19 protein-coding genes are annotated in these 18,143 nt (G+C 38.4%); 9 read left to right on the forward strand and 10 right to left on the reverse strand.

Annotated elements, in window-relative coordinates; genetic code table 11:
- The first annotated feature begins 318 nt into the window (after window positions 1-318).
- Window positions 319-1,815, forward strand: a complete 1,497-nt coding sequence (gene putP / locus FPL17_RS06685; RefSeq protein ID WP_159884100.1) for a sodium/proline symporter PutP — start codon at window positions 319-321, stop codon at window positions 1,813-1,815.
- A 44-nt stretch (window positions 1,816-1,859) separates the two neighbouring features.
- Here the strand turns inward: putP and FPL17_RS06690 are convergent, their stop codons facing one another.
- The gene (locus FPL17_RS06690) at window positions 1,860-2,351 is read right to left on the reverse strand and encodes an Lrp/AsnC ligand binding domain-containing protein (protein ID WP_005152404.1); all 492 of its coding nucleotides are present in this window, start codon (window positions 2,349-2,351) and stop codon (window positions 1,860-1,862) included.
- A 120-nt stretch (window positions 2,352-2,471) separates the two neighbouring features.
- Here FPL17_RS06690 and putA point away from each other — a divergent pair, with 120 nt between their 5' ends.
- The gene (gene putA, locus FPL17_RS06695) at window positions 2,472-6,233 is read left to right on the forward strand and encodes a trifunctional transcriptional regulator/proline dehydrogenase/L-glutamate gamma-semialdehyde dehydrogenase (RefSeq protein ID WP_159884102.1); all 3,762 of its coding nucleotides are present in this window, start codon (window positions 2,472-2,474) and stop codon (window positions 6,231-6,233) included.
- 62 nt (window positions 6,234-6,295) lie between these two features.
- On the opposite strand, the gene FPL17_RS06700 is transcribed toward putA, so the two are convergent.
- Window positions 6,296-6,730: a hypothetical protein gene (locus tag FPL17_RS06700; protein WP_159884104.1), complete on the reverse strand. Its 435-nt coding sequence runs from the start codon at window positions 6,728-6,730 to the stop codon at window positions 6,296-6,298.
- A gap of 148 nt (window positions 6,731-6,878) precedes the next feature.
- Here FPL17_RS06700 and trmA point away from each other — a divergent pair, with 148 nt between their 5' ends.
- The gene (gene trmA, locus FPL17_RS06705) at window positions 6,879-7,964 is read left to right on the forward strand and encodes a tRNA (uridine(54)-C5)-methyltransferase TrmA (protein ID WP_159884106.1); all 1,086 of its coding nucleotides are present in this window, start codon (window positions 6,879-6,881) and stop codon (window positions 7,962-7,964) included.
- Between the two features lie 249 nt (window positions 7,965-8,213).
- Entirely contained in the window at window positions 8,214-8,441 is a 228-nt protein-coding gene (locus tag FPL17_RS06710) for a hypothetical protein (protein ID WP_004653128.1), read from the forward strand.
- Between the two features lie 49 nt (window positions 8,442-8,490).
- On the opposite strand, the gene FPL17_RS06715 is transcribed toward FPL17_RS06710, so the two are convergent.
- Window positions 8,491-9,228 carry a phosphodiester glycosidase family protein gene (locus FPL17_RS06715; RefSeq protein ID WP_159884107.1) on the reverse strand — a complete coding sequence of 246 codons (738 nt, stop codon included), beginning with the start codon at window positions 9,226-9,228 and terminating at the stop codon, window positions 8,491-8,493.
- 164 nt (window positions 9,229-9,392) lie between these two features.
- Here FPL17_RS06715 and FPL17_RS06720 point away from each other — a divergent pair, with 164 nt between their 5' ends.
- From FPL17_RS06720 to FPL17_RS06730, 3 genes are all read left to right on the forward strand, one after another.
- Window positions 9,393-9,926 (forward strand): lecithin retinol acyltransferase family protein, encoded by a 534-nt coding sequence (locus tag FPL17_RS06720; RefSeq protein ID WP_159884109.1) that lies wholly within the window; start codon window positions 9,393-9,395, stop codon window positions 9,924-9,926.
- 233 nt (window positions 9,927-10,159) lie between these two features.
- Complete coding sequence (locus tag FPL17_RS06725; protein ID WP_159884111.1) at window positions 10,160-10,417, forward strand: YjhX family toxin; 258 nt, start codon at window positions 10,160-10,162, stop codon at window positions 10,415-10,417.
- A 111-nt stretch (window positions 10,418-10,528) separates the two neighbouring features.
- Window positions 10,529-11,596, forward strand: a complete 1,068-nt coding sequence (locus FPL17_RS06730) for a bifunctional HD family hydrolase/N-acetyltransferase (protein ID WP_159884113.1) — start codon at window positions 10,529-10,531, stop codon at window positions 11,594-11,596.
- Window positions 11,597-11,659: 63 nt separating this feature from the next.
- On the opposite strand, the gene FPL17_RS06735 is transcribed toward FPL17_RS06730, so the two are convergent.
- The 5 genes from FPL17_RS06735 to FPL17_RS06755 form a co-directional block, all read right to left on the reverse strand.
- Window positions 11,660-12,211: a hypothetical protein gene (locus tag FPL17_RS06735; protein WP_159884114.1), complete on the reverse strand. Its 552-nt coding sequence runs from the start codon at window positions 12,209-12,211 to the stop codon at window positions 11,660-11,662.
- A gap of 58 nt (window positions 12,212-12,269) precedes the next feature.
- Window positions 12,270-12,665 carry a hypothetical protein gene (locus tag FPL17_RS06740; protein ID WP_004807705.1) on the reverse strand — a complete coding sequence of 132 codons (396 nt, stop codon included), beginning with the start codon at window positions 12,663-12,665 and terminating at the stop codon, window positions 12,270-12,272.
- A gap of 138 nt (window positions 12,666-12,803) precedes the next feature.
- Entirely contained in the window at window positions 12,804-13,544 is a 741-nt protein-coding gene (locus FPL17_RS06745; protein WP_159884116.1) for a hypothetical protein, read from the reverse strand.
- A 740-nt stretch (window positions 13,545-14,284) separates the two neighbouring features.
- Complete coding sequence (locus FPL17_RS06750) at window positions 14,285-14,836, reverse strand: hypothetical protein (protein WP_159884118.1); 552 nt, start codon at window positions 14,834-14,836, stop codon at window positions 14,285-14,287.
- Window positions 14,837-14,896: 60 nt separating this feature from the next.
- Window positions 14,897-15,304, reverse strand: a complete 408-nt coding sequence (locus FPL17_RS06755; RefSeq protein ID WP_159884120.1) for a hypothetical protein — start codon at window positions 15,302-15,304, stop codon at window positions 14,897-14,899.
- A gap of 134 nt (window positions 15,305-15,438) precedes the next feature.
- On the opposite strand from FPL17_RS06755, the gene FPL17_RS06760 reads away from it, so the two are divergent.
- Window positions 15,439-16,116 (forward strand): LexA family protein, encoded by a 678-nt coding sequence (locus FPL17_RS06760; protein WP_005189291.1) that lies wholly within the window; start codon window positions 15,439-15,441, stop codon window positions 16,114-16,116.
- 123 nt (window positions 16,117-16,239) lie between these two features.
- On the opposite strand, the gene FPL17_RS06765 is transcribed toward FPL17_RS06760, so the two are convergent.
- Window positions 16,240-16,818 carry a YceI family protein gene (locus FPL17_RS06765; protein ID WP_005189293.1) on the reverse strand — a complete coding sequence of 193 codons (579 nt, stop codon included), beginning with the start codon at window positions 16,816-16,818 and terminating at the stop codon, window positions 16,240-16,242.
- Between the two features lie 227 nt (window positions 16,819-17,045).
- Here FPL17_RS06765 and FPL17_RS06770 point away from each other — a divergent pair, with 227 nt between their 5' ends.
- Window positions 17,046-17,456, forward strand: a complete 411-nt coding sequence (locus FPL17_RS06770) for an OsmC family protein (protein ID WP_159884122.1) — start codon at window positions 17,046-17,048, stop codon at window positions 17,454-17,456.
- 37 nt (window positions 17,457-17,493) lie between these two features.
- On the opposite strand, the gene FPL17_RS06775 is transcribed toward FPL17_RS06770, so the two are convergent.
- Complete coding sequence (locus FPL17_RS06775; RefSeq protein WP_159884124.1) at window positions 17,494-18,126, reverse strand: hypothetical protein; 633 nt, start codon at window positions 18,124-18,126, stop codon at window positions 17,494-17,496.
- Window positions 18,127-18,143 lie beyond the last annotated feature (17 nt).

Consider the following 18,143-nt stretch of genomic DNA (forward strand, 5'->3'; position numbering starts at 1 on the left):
GTTTTTAACTTAATTACCTTAATCTACAGATGTACATTTTATAAATTGTAACTCTCAAACACATTGTGATTTATTTTTAACCACTGAATTCTGTTTTTTTGATGAAAAAAAATCCTATTTTTTGAATTAAAAAATTAAGATTCATACACTTATTTAAAGTTACATAAAACACACAATTATTACACACAAACATAACAGTATTTTAAAAAACATTTGTGCTTGAATCTGTGACCTTATCAATCCCAAGAATAGTAAATCATTTTTTTGGCTATTCAGGTGTGATTGCAAATTATGGATATGTAAGGACAGGCATCCATTATGAATTTTTCTAATCCCACAGTTGTTGTATTCGTGGTATATATCCTGGCCATGCTTGGCATCGGTTTATACGCCTATTTTTCTACCAAAAACCTTGACGATTATATTCTTGGAGGCCGAAGTCTAGGCAGTTTTGTAACCGCTTTATCTGCGGGCGCATCAGACATGAGTGGTTGGTTACTCATGGGTTTACCTGGCGCAATTTACTTAACTGGCTTATCTGAATCGTGGATTGCCATCGGTTTAATTATTGGTGCATGGCTAAACTGGTATTTGGTCGCAGGACGTTTACGTGTACATACTGAAGTACAAAACAATGCCCTCACCTTACCAGATTATTTTACTGGTCGTTTTGATGATCAGAAGAAAATCTTACGCGTCACATCTGCATTGATTATTCTTGTATTCTTTGCAATTTATTGTGCTTCTGGCATGGTCGCTGGTGCACGTTTATTCGAAACATTATTCCAATTACCATATAGCACTGCCTTGTGGTTAGGTGCATTTGCGACGATTGGTTATGTGTGTATTGGTGGTTTCCTAGCAATTAGCTGGACCGATACTTTCCAAGCTGGCTTGATGATTTTTGCGTTATTACTTCTTCCTATCGTCACCTACATGTCTTTAGGCATTGGTATGGAAGAGTTTACTGCCGTAGTTGAATCTGTTCGCCCGCACGCTTTTGATTTTGCGACAAACTTAAGTGTTGTTGCGATTCTTTCAGCAGCAGCTTGGGGTCTAGGCTATTTTGGTCAACCACATATCCTTGTCCGCTTCATGGCAGCTGACTCAGTAAAATCAATTCCAGCAGCTCGCCGTATCGGTATGACATGGATGATTTTATGTTTGGCAGGAGCAGTTGGTTCAGGCTTCATCGGTATTGCATATTTCCAAATGCATCCTGAGTTTGCAGCGGCAGTAACAGCTAATCCTGAAACTGTATTTATGGAACTCACCAAAATTTTATTCAACCCTTGGGTTGTTGGTGTGATCCTTGCTGCGATTCTATCTGCAGTCATGAGTACACTAAGCTGCCAGCTTCTGGTCTGTTCTAGTGCTTTGACAGAAGACTTGTACAAAGGCTTTATCCGCAAAAATGCATCGCAAAAAGAACTGGTTTGGATTGGACGTGCAATGGTACTTGCTGTTGCAATGCTTGCCCTCTCTCTTGCTCAAAACCCAGAGAGTAAAGTTCTTGGCTTAGTTGCTTATGCTTGGGCTGGTTTTGGTGCGGCATTTGGTCCATTGATTATTCTTTCATTGTTCTGGAAACGTATGACGTTAAACGGCGCATTGGTGGGTATGGTTGTTGGTGCTTTGACGGTAATCCTATGGAAAAACTTCTTCGGTTACACAGGCATCTATGAAATTATTCCAGGCTTCGTTTTTGCCTTGATCAGCATCGTTGTGGTGAGCTTACTTGGTAAAGCACCAAATGCAGCTGTAACAAGTCGCTTCGAACAAGCTGATGAAATCTATGCGCGTGAAATGAAATAATCCTGATAAAAATTTAAGGGGCTTTCAAGCCCCTTTTCTTTTGCTTAAAATTTTGTTTTTGATTTAATTTTTATTTTAGAGCTGTCTTTCACCACCTGCATGACTGGGTAGCTTCGTGTTTCTTTCACACCCGGGAGCTGCCATAAAATTTGCCCCGCAATACGGCGAAATTCCTCCATGCCTGCACTCCGCAGTTTGATCAAGAAATCAAAGCCACCACTGACCATATGGCATTCCACAATCTCAGGATATTGAGTCACCGCATCTATAAAATCATCCAATACGTGCGGTGTGGTCTTATCGAGCAACACTTCCACAAAGACCAAAAAACTGGCATTAAGCTTATTTGGATTGAGTTTTGCCTCATATCCCAAGATAAATTCATCCTTGGTCAGCTTCTGCACGCGAGCCATCACCGCAGTCGGTGAAAGGTTCACTAATTCCGCCAATTTACTATTAGAAATTCTCCCATCTGCTTGAAGAATATCCAGAATTTTCAGATCAGTTCGATCTAACGCATAAATAGGGCCATTCAACTGAATTTTCCTCTAAAAAATAAGTAAATTATAGTGAGTTACTCGGGATTCATTCTGTAATCATAAATTATCTAAACCTCTCTACTCAATATGTTCTAGAGATTGTTATTGGAATTTAGTATGAATACATTGGATACTCCCGCACAAATGGAAACAGCTCACATCGACGGTTATATTACCGAATTTAAAGAAAAAAGTGAGTTTGAGCAACGCATTAATACAGCTTGGCGACGTGCTGAGCCTGAAGCAGTCGCTGTACTTGCTGAAGCAGCAAGCATTTCTCCTGATCTTGACGATAAAATTTATGAACTTGCATTTAGCCTAGCGCATAATTTACGTGAACGTAAAAGCTCGGCTGGTAAAGCGGGTATTGTTCAAGGTCTTCTACAAGAATTCTCACTTTCTTCACAAGAAGGTGTAGCGTTGATGTGTTTGGCAGAAGCTTTGCTTCGTATTCCAGATACAGCAACTCGTGATTTATTGATCCGCGACAAAATCAACCAAGGTAACTGGAAAGATCACGTCGGTCAAAGCAACCTGATGTTCGTAAATGCTGCTGCATGGGGTTTAATGTTAACTGGCAAGTTAATGGAAACACCGAAGCAAACCAGCTTATCAAGCGTACTAACAGGTCTTTTAGCACGTAGTGGTCGCGGTATCATCCGTAAAGCGGTCGACGTTGCAATGCGTATGATGGGTGAGCAATTCGTTACGGGTGAAACCATCGAAGAAGCACTTGAACATGCTAAACCGTTCGAACACAAAGGTTTCCGCTACTCATACGACATGTTGGGTGAAGCAGCGTTAACTGAACATGATGCTGAGCGTTACTATAACGACTACACTCAAGCGATCCATGCCATTGGTAAAGCATCAAATGGTCGTGGCGTTTATGATGGCCCTGGTATCTCAATCAAGCTTTCTGCTTTACACCCACGCTACCAACGTGCACAAATTGCACGTGTTCATCACGAACTTTATAACAAAGTCTTCGAACTTGCGTGCTTGGCAAAACAATACAACATCGGTTTAAACATCGATGCTGAAGAATCTGAACGTTTAGAAATTTCCCTCGAATTGCTTGAGCGTTTATGTTTTGAACCTAAGCTTGCTGATTGGAAAGGCATTGGTTTCGTTATTCAGGCTTATCAAAAGCGTTGTTTCTACGTTGTTGATTACATCGTTGACCTTGCAAAACGCAGTAACAAGCGCCTGATGATCCGTTTGGTGAAAGGTGCATACTGGGACAGCGAAATCAAGAAAGCGCAAATTGATGGTATGACGGATTACCCTGTGTTTACCCGCAAAGTACACACTGATTTGTCATACATTGCTTGTGCGAAAAAATTACTTGCTGCACCAGATCAAGTCTATCCGCAATTTGCGACACACAATGCGCAATCACTTGCAACGATCTATACCTTGGCTGACCCAAGCAAATACTATCCTGGTCAATACGAATTCCAATGCTTGCACGGTATGGGCGAACCATTGTACGAACAAGTGGTGGGTTCAAAAGAAGATGGCAAATTAGGTGTTCCATGTCGTGTTTACGCACCTGTTGGTAACCATGAAACTTTATTGGCTTATTTAGTTCGTCGTTTACTTGAAAATGGTGCAAACACCTCATTCGTAAACCGTATTGCTGATAAGACTTTAAAAGTTGAAGACTTGATTCAGTCTCCAATCAAAGATATTCAAACTTCTGCGAAAGATGAAGGTCAGCTTGGCTTAAAACACCCTGCGATTCCACTTCCGCATGATCTTTACCCATTACGTCCAAATTCAAATGGCTTTGATCTCAATAACGATCAACCATTAACAGACTTAGATGCAACTGCACAAAAACTTCGTACTCACGTATGGAAAAGTGCACCGCTACTTGGATTTGAATCAACAGTTCACGATCAAAGCAATGCGATTGCAATTACAAACCCAGCACAAAACAGCGAAGTTGTTGGTCATGTCAATGAAGCAACCAGTGCAGATGTACAACTGGCACTTGAAGCAGCAGTACAAGCACAACAAAGCTGGGCAGTTACTGATAAAGCAGAACGTTCAGCTTGCTTAAAACGCGCTGCAGATTTGATGGAATCTCGCATTCAAGAGTTGATGGTATTGCTTTGCCGTGAAAGTGGTAAAACCTATGCCAATGCCATTGCAGAAGTTCGTGAAGCAGTCGATTTCTTGCGTTATTACGCGACACAAATCGAAAACTTGCCTGCAAATGCAGAAGTAAAACCACTGGGTACCGTATTGTGTATTAGCCCATGGAACTTCCCACTTGCGATTTTCTCTGGTCAGATTGCAGCAGCATTGGTGAGTGGTAACTGTGTTATTGCCAAACCTGCTGAACAAACACCTTTAATTGCAGCTCAAGCAGTTCAAATGCTTTGGGAAGCTGGCGTGCCACACGGCGTTGTTCAACTTCTTCCAGGTCGCGGTGAAACAGTTGGTGCGCAATTGAGCCAAGACGATCGCGTTCAAGGCATCATGTTCACTGGTTCGACTGAAGTTGCAAAAATTTTGCAAAAGACTGTCGCAAAACGCTTGTCTCCAAATGGTCAACCAATTCCGCTAATCGCGGAAACGGGTGGTCAAAATGCAATGATCGTAGATTCATCTGCGCTTACTGAACAAGTCGTTCTCGATGTCGTCAGTTCTGCATTTGACAGTGCGGGTCAACGTTGTTCTGCACTTCGTATCTTATGTGTGCAAGAAGACAGCGCCGCAACAGTCATCAAAATGTTGAAAGGTGCAATGCAACAGTTGATCGTAGGCAACCCTGCAATCTTAAAAACTGACATTGGTCCAGTGATTGATACTGAAGCAAAACAAACCATCGATACGCATATTCAAAAAATGAAATCTAAGGGCTACCCTGTTCATCAATTGATGTTTAACGATGCAGTAAGCCAGCAAGCGCTTGCACAAGGTACATTTGTTCCACCAACAGCGATTGAATTGCCAAACCTTGACGATCTAGAACGTGAAGTCTTTGGTCCTGTATTGCACATCATCACTTATAAATATGGTGAGCTTGAGCAATTGATCGACCGTATCAATGCCAAAGGCTATGGCTTAACCATGGGTCTACACACACGTATTGATGAAACCATTAATACAGTGATCCAACGTGCTGAGGTAGGTAACTTATATATCAACCGCAACATCGTTGGTGCAGTTGTAGGCGTGCAACCATTTGGTGGTGAAGGCTTATCAGGTACTGGTCCTAAAGCGGGTGGTCCGCTTTATATGTACCGTTTGATGGAGCATTGTTCAGAGAAAGTATTGGCAACCCCATTTGCGGTGAAAGCTGAAATCTCTCAGTTTGATGCAGTTTCAAATGTTGCTTATCAAAGCTTATTGGCTTGGGCAAACCAAAACATGCCTCAAGCAATTACGGCGATTCCAGCATTTGGTGTAGGCAAGTTCTACGAGTTGCAAGGCCCTACAGGTGAAAGCAACCAATACATTATCTTGCCTCGTCACCGTGTGCTTTCGATTGCGAATGATGAAGCAAGCCAGCTTCAACAATTACTTGCGATTTTCTCCGTCAGCAGTACTGCGGCTGTGTTGAAAGACAATGCGTTCTTAGTAAAACACAAAGCGTCTTTACCAAAAGATGTCTTAGATGCAATCACTGTGATTTCAAGTGTTGAAAAAGATGCGTTTGATGCAGTACTTCATCATGGTTCTGTTGAACAGTTGCAAGACTTGCAAACTAAAGTTGCGAATCGTTCAGGCGCAATTGTCGGGATTACCCAGTTACAAGCAAATGAACAAATTCCTTTAGAACGCCTAGTCATTGAACGAGCAATTAGCGTAAACACTGCAGCAGCAGGTGGTAATGCGAGTTTAATGACTTTATCTGAAGACTAATTTTCAGTCTTCTATCTCCTAGCCCGAATCATGTTTACATGGTTCGGGTTTTTTATTATGCACTAAAGAATTTCTTTATAATTCTGCTTACCGCATTCATATGGAGTATTAGCAGCTTTATCAATCATGTCCTGAAATGGTTGTATTTCTTTTTCAAGCTCTTTTTCCAAATCACTCATAGAAGTTACTTCGGGAAAAATCAATTTAGCCTGATCAAAATTATCCGTTAAAATCTTCTTTAATTTATTGTTGGATTCAACGAGTTTACAAATAGAATTAGCAAACTTTAGCTCTTCATAAAAAGTAAATTTTCTATCTTCCTCAACACCAACAAGTTCATAAAGCTCTTGCTCAACTTGCTTATAATATTTAAGTTCTCGTTGAAAATTATCGATGAAATTCTGATCTGCTTTAATAATATTAGAATCAAGAAGAAGTAAACATAAAAGAAATACTCTCAAGCCCTGTAGTCGCAAAGAAATTCGTTTTCTAAACATAATAATTTCTATTTAATAAAATCTAATACTTTACCTCAATACACCTAATAAAAATTATATTTAATAAATGAAACTCTCAATTTCCTGCACCTGATTGCGCTTTTTTGATACCATTCCCGTTTAGATTTCACCTGTAGTTTTCTTTTTTATGACCGCATCTTACCAACAGCAACTTCAAGAGAAAGTTGAACGTATTACCACACAGTTTGCATCGTTCAATCCACCAGCTTTAGAAGTGTTTCAATCGCCTGACCAACATTTCCGTATGCGTGCCGAATTCCGTCTCTGGCATACCGAAGATGATTTGTTCTATGCCATGTTTGAACGTGCTGAAGATGGTAAACAAAAAGAAGTTATCCGCGTGGATGCGTTTCCGATTGCAGATCAAAGCATCAATGATTTGATGCCACGTCTATTAGATGAATTAAAAGCAGTTCCTATTTTATCGCAACGTGTTTTTGAAGCAGACTTTCTCTCAACCTTAAGTGGAGAGATGTTGGTCACCCTGATTTACCACCGTAAATTAGATGCTGAATGGGAAACAGCGGCTAAAGCCTTAGCTGAAAAACTGAATATTAAAATCATGGGCCGTAGCCGTGGCCAGAAAGTGATTATTGGCGATGACTATGTGGTTGAACAACTTAATGTTCACGGTCGCACCTTTAAATATAAACAAATTGAAAGTAGTTTTACCCAGCCGAATGCGCAAGTGTGTCAACATATGTTGGAATGGGCTTGTGATGCTGTACAGAAGTCCGAAAAAGACCTTTTAGAATTATATTGTGGTAATGGTAACTTTACCTTACCACTCTCGTTGAAATTCAAACGTGTACTCGCAACTGAACTGGCTAAGTCTTCAGTCTACGCGGCGCAATGGAACATTGAGCAAAACCAGATTGAGAATATTCAAGTGGCGCGTTTATCTGCCGAAGAGTTTACTCAGGCTTATCAAGGTGAACGTGAATTCCGACGTTTACAAGAAGCTGAAATCGACATGCAAAGCTACGACTTTGACACGGTTTTTGTTGATCCACCACGTGCAGGCATCGATGATGAAACGCTCAAACTATTACAAGGTTTTGAACGTATTCTCTATATTTCATGTAACCCAGATACCTTGCATGACAACTTAAAAACACTTAGCCAAACCCATCGAATTGTGAAGTTTGCCATGTTCGATCAATTCCCTTTTACCCATCATGTGGAATCAGGTGTTTTGCTTGAAAAGATTTAAACAAATTATTTCAACGTAACAGTAATTTATAAAGGGTTCGAGTAACCCTTTATTTTTATTCGAAGTATATTTATAAAAAAATGATATTTTTCAAAGGTCAAGTCATTCAAATGTCATAATTTCGTTAAACTTTAAAAGACTCATCGAAAAAATTGAAGTTTAACTGCTGCTTTTATCACTTAAGCTGACTTGTATTTTATTTTAAAGCGGCTATATTTCGACCTATGTTAGGTTGTATATGAAGGCTCTATGAGTTTTTGGCAAAAACTGTTCAATGCAGATGAACAATATAACGAACACAAGAACCAAACTTCTTGCGTTGAAAATGATTGTTCATGCAAAACCAATGAACAACTGTTGGATGCTTTAGTGAAAGCAACAGATGAAGATGTCATTAAAGGCATCAAGAAAGTACTGATTTCTCGAGGCTACAGCCGCAAAGAATTACTTGCGATGATCAAGCCGCCGATCCAATAAAAATAAGACCCCCTAATCTCTTTCTATCAAGAGATTAGGGTCATTAGTATTACATGCATTTCTCTCTATTCACTTCTGCAACGATTGGCCCTAAATTAAAAGTTTTATCATGGCGTTTGGTTTGTGCTGAATATACACTGGAAATCGAGCCATCTAAATACAATGCATTGTCTATTTTCAACTGCTGCTTAAAAAACAGGGCAAATTGATAAAAACTGACGCGTTGCTGTGAAATCACAAAATATAACTGATTTCCTTTAATACCCACCCCATTTCTAATTTTTAATGAATTCGAGTCAGCAATAAACTGGCTGTTGATTTTCCCGTGATAGACCAACATTGGCCCTGACTGTGTTGCAAATTTTGCTTTAAATTGATCATGCTTATAATCAGCAGTGCTTTTAATCACAGCCTGTTGGTCATTCCAAGCAACCACACCATTAGGCTGCATAAAGAAATTACCAAAGCCCTTCGCGACATTAAGCTTAGCCAACTCCTTGCCATTTTCGATATACAAACCTACGGGTTGAAAATCTGCATGATACATTCCTGCATTCATTGCAAAATTAAGCTCCTCACAAGCAGGTAGCGCTTTTTGGATAGCTGCAAACTTCTGATAATAACGATTGCTCTGAGGTTGCTTTAAAAATAGTTGCAACTGATTTAGATGCTCAACTTTAATCACATCATATTTTTGTTGATTCAATTGCAAGGTTTCATGCTGCATCGCATGTACAGGTGAACTCGCTAAAAATGCAAACGATAGGAAAAACCATTTTTTCATCATAAATACGAAGTTAAGCCTAGATTTACCTCATTATCCCATAGCAAGGCATACTGCAAAATAGCAGATACAAACACCACACATAATCATGAACTTGATGCTGCAAATAGGCTCGATTGATTCACATTTTTTCACTAAAATACCAGTGTAAACATCATAGTATCGACATGCAGCAAAAACACCCGCGCTATTCAATTGGCGCTCACCTCATCGTAAAACACTTTGGCTATAGCCATCATGGTATCTATGCAGGTCGTGGACGGGTTATTCATTATTCTGGATTTGCTCATATTTTTAAAAAGCATCCGATTGAAATGACGTCTATCCAGCGTTTTGCCCGTGGTAAGCCAATTTATACGAGACATTATCAAGCCCCACGCTACAAAGCCAAAGCTGTTGTACGGCGTATGCGCTCACGCATGCATGAAAACCATTATCACCTCATTATTAATAACTGTGAGCATTTATGCACATGGGCAATCACAGGAATTGAATCCAGTACTCAAGTTGAGCGTATGCAGCGTCGTTTAGCAACCATAGGTTACGTTAGTTCTGTTATGAGCTATATGAATAGCCTGATGCTCACTGTTGCCACCGCATGTTTTGCTATCGTGTTATATATTAAAGTTATGCTACGTCGGCAAGCAAAGAAATCTGTACCAGCCTATTTACGTCTCAAAGAAAAACGACCGAAAAAATAAGATTTGACTCTAGTTCAAAATGTTATTTTTCACGCAATTATTGCTTTTTAATTTATCTTGCTTTAGTATTTCTAGCGATACACATCGTATCGCATCCATATCGAGGGTTTTATGTTGGAGATAGCAGTAATCTGGTAACTACATTTCAATCACATATTGAAATTAGTTATCTTCGCGAATTTTTTGGCTTCAAGCCTAACTTTGCTTCTGATTACTTATATCTGGATAACAACATGAACTTATCTAAGTCCGAACAACGGACACTTCACGTCTTGGCTAAAGGCGGAAAAATCGTAAAACTTCTTAATGACGCTGGTCAAACCATCGCTGTAGAATGCTATAGCCGAGAAGGTTTCTTGCTGTCTGATTGCAACCTGGAAGTTTTTAATAAGCTAAGAAAGAAAAGACTGATCAAATCCTGTAATGGGCAGCCCTATCAAATTAACCTACATGGGCTTAGATCTGTACGTCCTCAGTTAGACAATCGTTAACCAACAATCATAGGGTTTGGATAACCCATGATTGCTCTTAGATATGTCTATCCTACTGTTAGGTCAATCGGGTCTATCCAAATTACATATGGTTTATTTTTGAGAAAGAAAATGGAACTAAACCTAATTCAAAATCGCTTAACATTTTTACGTGAAGCGGAAAAATTAAAAAACGTGACTCGCTTTTCGCATACATCGAACGGCCGTCAGGAAAGTACCGCTGAACACAGCTGGCGTTTATGCTTAATGGCGGTGGTTTTTGCAGATCAATTTAAAGACATTGATTTGGAGAAATTACTAAAAATGTGTTTAATTCATGATCTTGGCGAAGCCATTCATGGTGATATTCCAGCAATTCTGAAAGATCAATTTCCAACTAAGAATCAGCAGGAAAAACAGGATCTTTATCAATTAACCGAATGTTTAGATGATCAACCTCAAATATTGATTCGATCACTCTGGCAAGAATATGAAGATGCAACAACACCAGAAGCAAAAATCGTTAAGGCACTAGATAAGTTAGAAACGATCCTTCAACACAATCAAGGAATCAACTCACCTGATTTTGATTATGAATTTAACTTAAGTTATGGAGAGAAATATACAAATGATTCTCCACTACTCAAACAAATTCGAGCAATTTTAGATCAGGAAACACAAGAGAAAATGAAGATGAATATACACATTCGCGATGAAAACCCATCTGACATTCAAAGCATTTTTGATTTAACCAAAGTTGCTTTTGCAACAGAAGAGCATTCAAGCCATACCGAGCAATTTATTGTGAATGCGCTACGTAACTCCAATCAGCTCACGCTTTCCCTAGTCGCAGATTATAACAATAAGATTATTGGTCATATTGCCTTTTCACCCGTGCAGATTTCGGATGGCACAACTGGTTGGTATGGACTTGGTCCGATCTCGGTACTTCCAGAATATCAAGGTCAAGGAGTAGGTTCTAAACTGATGCATGCTGGCTTAGAAGCACTCAAAGATTTAGATGCTGTCGGTTGCGTTCTACTTGGTGACCCACAGTATTACGGCCGATTCGGTTTCAAAGCAGATTCAAGACTGGTATTAGCTGGTGTCCCTGCCGAATATTTCCAGATATTGCCATTTACAGAAGATGTCCCGACAGGTGAAGTGGTTTATGCGGATGCATTTAATGCCACGGCATAAATTCACAGACTAAATCACATGAAAGTAGAAGTTCGTATCGATTCGATGTGAACTTCTATTCTTTCAACAAGACAAAATCGTGACTTCTGAAGCGTGCAAGACTGCCTCAAATGTCTCTGCATACCCAGCAATCAACTCAGCTTTATCCGTTCCATTAATGATTCGACGAGCACCTATATAATCTTTCTTATTTTGGCAGATGTAATCAGACAATTTCTTACCGGTAAACATCCCTCTTTTCATTCCAACAATCATGACACGGGCTGCAATATCTGCTTGTAGAGCCAGTTTCGGATTTTTCACTAAGTCAATTTTTAAGTAATCCCCCATTCGCTTATAGTTTGCCAACCAGGTCAATTGCACATAGCCATAGCCGATATAGGGATAATATTGCTTAGACTTTAGATACTTTTCTGAACCATATTCAATCACGGGTTGCATGGTTTTAGCCGTTTCGTGCCAAGCTGTTGCCAAGATATAAGCGGCTTGGGCAGATGTGATCGCCCCATCTTCATCAAGCACTGAAACCAGAAAATTGATTCCATCTACCTGCAACTGACTTAATTTTCCAAATGTGTGGCGCAAAATATCGAAACCGTCTTCTGTTATTTTCATGTCATTTTCCTCTTTATAATAAAAAACCGCCCGAAGGCGGCATTGGATTGTTTTTTCTTTAGAATTTGTCTTTAAAGTCTTTCACCTCTTTTGCTACATCCAAAATGGTTGAATCTTCTCGTGCATTAATATAATTAAAGGTCCAACGAATAATTGCCCATACTGGTAAACCGCAAAGGAAGTACAAACCTCCCAAGGCAAATGCGCCATACGGGTTTTGACTCCACTCTTGCAAGCCAAAATGCTGAATCACAAAAGCACCTCCTGCAATGCTGCCAACTGCTGTTGAAATGAGTGAAACCACCCATTCTCGTCGAGACTTGGGTAGCCGAGTCATAATCACAACCATCCAAGCCAAAAACATAAAAGTGAGTGCCATCATGACAATAAAAAAAACTCCATAAGATTTAATTACGGCTGCAATCCCTGCACCCGTTGAAACAAACTCTGTCATTATTTTTCCTCCATAAATAGAAAGGCCCTAACTTATGCAAAGTTAAGGCCTCGATTGACATTTTAAGCAAAACCGCATAACCGACTACTCTCAATTCATTCTGATCACCATTGTTTAATTATTTAATTTAAATTCATACTATTGTGGATAATGCGTCATCCAACTTTGCTGAGCATGAAACTGTACAAAATCACCTGCATTCACTTGTAAGCCCAAGATTTCGCCTTTACTGGTTAAGTGATAATAGATATTGTCTTCAAGTGCTGATGGCATTTTATAATCCAAGCTGACATAAGCCTCTCGCAGATCAAAATCCAGTTGCTTTAAATCTTCTTGTGCAACAATGTGATAATACTTCGGCAACTTTAGGGAATTGCTTGAATGCCACTCTCCAACAAGTTCATAGTCAACATAGACCTTCATCGATTGAGAACCAGTAATCTCAAAGGTCACAATTGGGTTTTCTGAGGGGTTAGCTTCAATAAAAGTGACGTTATTCAGACTATTATATTCGCCCAAAGTCACCACAAATTTATCATCCAAAAAATAGCTATGAATGACAAATCCACGCTCAACTTGGTTTAACTTCACCTGATGTTCAGGTTGATGATCCACACCTAAAATGACAATTGACCGTTGCGCTGTATTTGCGCCGCTAAAAGAAAATTGACCTCTCTGTGCTTGGAAATAAGCAGATAAAGATACTTGGCACGCATCCTTCACTTTGACAGAACCTAATTGAGCATTCCCTTCAATATATGCAGTCGCTGTGAGATCAGCTGTTGTTTGCATAATCGCAGGCACAATCTCGGCATAAGAAAGAATATCTAAGTGTTTAATGGAGAAAGTGCCCAGCATCATTTTATTTGTACAATTCATTTTAATCACCTTCAGTTATTTTTGGCTTTAAGCCGCCATCAATAGACAGCAACCAACAATCCGTAGATATAAAAAAACTCGGCATCTATAAGAAACCGAGTTTTAGGCAATAAAAAAAGCCCATCTATCAAATGAGCTTCTTAATATATGATCGAAAATTTTATATTACGACCAGAATAATAAAACTATAGCTTAGTTTCCTCAAAAATGGAATCATTAAATCACTGGCTCTTTGTAAATATTTCTTTCTTTAATTTTTAAAACCAATACATGAATACTAAAATTAACCGCCCCAATCAAATTTCAATCATTAAATTATTTATATACGTTTTTTGATATCATTTCTATTTAGAATTAAAAAGGTTTACACAATATTTGTAGTTTTCCTCTTTGCTTACATGTCCACCGACATGGACACATGAGCAAAAATTTCCCATCTGATTGTATTTTATTGATTTAGGAACATCGACGCCATAGCATCTAGAATCTAATCGAACAGGCTTCCTCGGAAACAATGAATTCGAGCTATACATTGAATAGAAAATTCCGCCGCAGACAATAACGATTAAAGTCAAAATGGGTGAATGTTTTTTTAACATTAATATTCTCCTTCTTTTTAGATATATTTATATTATCCACATATTAAAAGCCCACATAAAAATGAGCTTTTAATCAAGAATATTTTAACAGAAAATTAGAATAAATATAATTACAAAGTTGATAATTATATCTACAAAATATCATGCCTTCATTATTTTATAAGTATCTTTCCTATATTTTTCTATTGCAATTTCTGCTTCTTGAATTGCATTTTCAAGCACATTTATGAGTTTAATCTCATAACATTTCCATGTCTTTCTATAACAATCAAGACTCATTTGATGGCGGCTGATCCCAGCATAAGCCAGACGCCCTTTTGCTGTATAGTTTTCCTCTAGATCAGGATCTAATACAAAATCCAATACCATCCGTGCTATCAATCCTGCCAAATGGTACATCGCAATACGTTCTGGCTCTCGCTTTTTATCTCGAACGGCTTGTTCAATAAATACTTTAGCCAAATGCTGGCGGACATCGTCATAGTCTTGCTTGCTTTTATGTTCGAACACAATCAATGCAGTGACCGACTTTGCCAATTGGTTTTGCATTGAGGCAATCACACCCAAACGATCTTCATAACTCAAGGCTCTCTCGCCTGTACCACGCACAAAAGGCTCTAAATTTGGCGAACGCAAACTTAGTCCCTGCATTAACCATTCAAATTTTTCAAACTTTGCTACATTTGTATTCATAACTTCACCTCTTATTGATTTATATATTTTGTGATTTAGCGATCATTGTATTTGTTGCGTTTAGTGATACTTTTCTCTCGCTTCAACAATATTCATCGCCTGATGAATTTCTTCAAATCGAGCTTTAGTACAGGGCCGAGTTGCACTTTTGATTTGGGAAATATAACTATGTGCACAGCCCAAAATACCCACCAATGCTTTTGCCCGTCCCTTATGCGCATCCAACCACTGACTAAACATCTGAATTTGGGCATCTGTTGCCTGATTGGCGATTCTTATACTTTTCTTTAATTCTTTTTGGGTTTTTTCTGGTGATACAAATTTAGTCATATGATTTGGCCTTGCTTTCAAGCGCTGCTCATATGTATTTTGGATCTTTGTGATTACGTTGCCTTGAGCCAACCATGCTTCAATTTCCGCATCAAGATTTTGCTTAATATGCATGTTTGGATTGATTGCCTTGTTCATGCCGCACCTCCAGCATTTAACCTAATGAATAAGACAATTATATTAGCAAACTAATATTAATTCAATAAGAATACTAATTTGACTTCACATTAGCTTGCTAATATTCTTAATTTATTGATTTAAGGTGCATTAAAATGCTTAAAGATCGGCTCAAAGAAGCAAGAAAAAAAGCCAAGAAGTCTCAAAAAGATGTGGTTGCTGCTGTCGGCATTACACAATCTGCACTTAGCCAGCTTGAAACAGGACTGGTAAGCTCATCATCACATTTGCCTTCGATTGCTAATTTTCTAGGTGTAGATGCTTATTGGTTACAAACGGGTCAAGGCCATGCCACACCGAAAGAATCTGGTCATGAAGATAGTTCAAATATCTCCCCTGTAAAAGCCAATATGGCTCCAGTGCTCTCCTGGGTCCAAGCGGGTGTTTTTACCAATGTGGAATCTGTTGATATCACACAAGTTGAAGAATGGCTGCCATTGCCAGATGATTGCGATCACTGCTTCTATCTAAAAGTACAAGGCCTCAGTAATTACCCTGTCTTTCATGAAGGTGATTACATCTTGGTTGATCCAACCGTGCAATATAGTGATATGCAGTCGGGTGACATGATTGTGGTGAGAAAGCATGAAGATGCAACATTTAAGCGTCTAGTGATCGAAACTGATAATTCAAGATATCTGCAAGCATTGAATCCCGAATTCAAACCCAACATCATTCCTTTAGATGAAGAATGTATTTTTGTCGGTGAAGTGGTCGACTCCATTCGCTATATCTATCAATCCAAACGGCGATCGAAGATAAAACATAGCTAATGGATAAAGGCTTATTTATTAGTATTCTTATTCAAAGCTAATATTAGTATTTTAATTATTTCAACCATCAAATTCATATAAAAAAGCCTAGATGACGATCTAGGCTTTTTTATTCATGTGATATTACTTCGCAGCAGTTGCTTCAGTTGTAATATTTACAGTGATCTTATCCCCTACGTTTGGAACGTAGTTGCCAATACCGAATGCTGAACGGTTAAAGCTGGTTGTTGCATTAAAACCAATTGCAGGTACTTTCGCCATTGGATGCTCGCCTTGTTTATTCAATACAGCATCTAATACCACAGGTTTAGTCACACCTTTAACCGTTAAATCACCTGTAATTTTGAAGTGTTTTTTGTCTTTGGTTTCTACTTTAGTACTTTTGAAGGTAATGTTTGGATATTTCGCAGCATTAAACCAAGCTTCTTCTTGGAACTCTTTATCCAAAGCAGCGACATTGGTATTTACACTGCTTAAAGGAATAGTCACTTCCACAGATGAATTTGCAGGTTTTGCAGTATCAACTTTTATCGTACCTTGGATGTCAGTGAAATTTGCACTTGGTGTAGAGAAACCAAAGTGATTCCAGCTGAATACTGTCGCAGTATGCGTTGGGTCAATTTTATAGTCGACAGGTGCAGCCAACGTTACAGAACTCGCTAAAGCGACTGCTAAACCGAGGCTTAATGTTTTAAATTGCATTTTTCGTATCCTTGTTTGATATAGTGATTAGTGTATAGATCAAGTATTTTTATTCACTAGTCTTTATAAAACGATATGTTTCACCAGTGCAACAATAAAAGCGTTACAGCGCTTATCAAAAATCAATATCATAAGACCATTCGATACTGGACAATTGATCAGCAAGATCACATGATCAATGGGTATATTTTGATTTAGATACTTCACGATAAACAACAAGGTAAAACATGACACATACAGCACAAGCACTTAGTACATCTACGCCTTATCGCGTTACGTTGACAGATCCTTCTGGTCATATTTGGTATGCAGATGAGCCTGCAGATAAAGGTGGTCAAGATACTGCACCTAACCCTGTTCAGCTGGTACTTTCAGCTTTAGGTGCCTGTACAACGATTACTTTAGAAATGTACGCCAATCATAAAGGGATTAAGCTAGAGCATGTTCAGGTCGATTTAGCCTTAAATCCGAACGGTGAACCAGAATCAGGTCAAAATAATATTGAACGTAAAATTATCTTAAAAGGTGAATTTACCGAGGATCAGCATAAGCGTTTATTAAAAGTTGCTGAAAGCTGCCCGATTCATAAATTGTTAAAGTCAAATATTTCGATTCAGAGTGAATTAAGTATTGGGTAAGAGATATAAATATGGTCTTTATGTTAGAGACCATATTTTATAAAAAATTAATCTTGAACTGATAATTCAGTTCCTGACAATCAAACTCTTCCAACATATTTGGAGGAATAATCTGTTTTGCTTCTGGGCTTATAATCATATAAATTAAGTCATACCAATTCACTTTACTTTTGTCATCTGGACAGTAGAAAAGCCCCTGTATCTGGTCCAACTTAATGTATTTTTCATCAACACTTCTTAACTCATAACCAAACTTATTAATTAAAAGCATGTTAACCAGTTCTATAATTTTGGTCTTATACTGCGGAAAAAATGCTGGTTTTTCAAAATTATGAACCATATCCAAGCTTGCCATCTTCAAAAAATGTGTTTCATACGTATCAATACAATTGACTCCAAAGACCCGCCAAGTAGATAAATTTTCAACGTCGTTTAAACTCTGAATTAAACTGTATGTATATTTAAATAATTGATATTTATATAGATTTTGTTTTGGATCCTCTGTGCAAAGAATTTCTTTATCAAAACCCACATCTAGATCAGCCATGGTACTTTGTTCAAATAAAGCTTCTCTAAGTTTTAAACGCCAGTTATCACACTCAAAATAATAAGTCTGGTTAGCAGCGATTCTACAAATTATTGAATATAAATGTGGGTGTATGTAATTCATAATAATTTTTATTCACC

The organism is Acinetobacter dispersus, assembly GCF_009884975.1.
Classification (GTDB): Bacteria; Pseudomonadota; Gammaproteobacteria; order Pseudomonadales; family Moraxellaceae; genus Acinetobacter; species Acinetobacter dispersus.

Excerpts from the sequence above, each read along its gene's own strand:
- FPL17_RS06745 (WP_159884116.1), bottom strand. The coding sequence starts at position 13,544 with ATGAATTGTACAAATAAAATGATGCTGGGCACTTTCTCCATTAAACAC.
- FPL17_RS06755 (WP_159884120.1), bottom strand. The coding sequence starts at position 15,304 with ATGAACAAGGCAATCAATCCAAACATGCATATTAAGCAAAATCTTGAT.
- FPL17_RS06765 (WP_005189293.1), bottom strand. The coding sequence starts at position 16,818 with ATGCAATTTAAAACATTAAGCCTCGGTTTAGCAGTCGCTTTAGCGAGT.
- FPL17_RS06725 (WP_159884111.1), top strand. The coding sequence starts at position 10,160 with ATGAACTTATCTAAGTCCGAACAACGGACACTTCACGTCTTGGCTAAA.
- FPL17_RS06740 (WP_004807705.1), bottom strand. The coding sequence starts at position 12,665 with ATGACAGAGTTTGTTTCAACGGGTGCAGGGATTGCAGCCGTAATTAAA.
- FPL17_RS06720 (WP_159884109.1), top strand. The coding sequence starts at position 9,393 with ATGCAGCAAAAACACCCGCGCTATTCAATTGGCGCTCACCTCATCGTA.
- FPL17_RS06775 (WP_159884124.1), bottom strand. The coding sequence starts at position 18,126 with ATGAATTACATACACCCACATTTATATTCAATAATTTGTAGAATCGCT.
- FPL17_RS06710 (WP_004653128.1), top strand. The coding sequence starts at position 8,214 with ATGAGTTTTTGGCAAAAACTGTTCAATGCAGATGAACAATATAACGAA.
- FPL17_RS06760 (WP_005189291.1), top strand. The coding sequence starts at position 15,439 with ATGCTTAAAGATCGGCTCAAAGAAGCAAGAAAAAAAGCCAAGAAGTCT.
- FPL17_RS06700 (WP_159884104.1), bottom strand. The coding sequence starts at position 6,730 with ATGTTTAGAAAACGAATTTCTTTGCGACTACAGGGCTTGAGAGTATTT.
- FPL17_RS06715 (WP_159884107.1), bottom strand. The coding sequence starts at position 9,228 with ATGATGAAAAAATGGTTTTTCCTATCGTTTGCATTTTTAGCGAGTTCA.
- FPL17_RS06770 (WP_159884122.1), top strand. The coding sequence starts at position 17,046 with ATGACACATACAGCACAAGCACTTAGTACATCTACGCCTTATCGCGTT.
- putP (WP_159884100.1), top strand. The coding sequence starts at position 319 with ATGAATTTTTCTAATCCCACAGTTGTTGTATTCGTGGTATATATCCTG.
- trmA (WP_159884106.1), top strand. The coding sequence starts at position 6,879 with ATGACCGCATCTTACCAACAGCAACTTCAAGAGAAAGTTGAACGTATT.
- putA (WP_159884102.1), top strand. The coding sequence starts at position 2,472 with ATGAATACATTGGATACTCCCGCACAAATGGAAACAGCTCACATCGAC.
- FPL17_RS06735 (WP_159884114.1), bottom strand. The coding sequence starts at position 12,211 with ATGAAAATAACAGAAGACGGTTTCGATATTTTGCGCCACACATTTGGA.
- FPL17_RS06730 (WP_159884113.1), top strand. The coding sequence starts at position 10,529 with ATGGAACTAAACCTAATTCAAAATCGCTTAACATTTTTACGTGAAGCG.
- FPL17_RS06750 (WP_159884118.1), bottom strand. The coding sequence starts at position 14,836 with ATGAATACAAATGTAGCAAAGTTTGAAAAATTTGAATGGTTAATGCAG.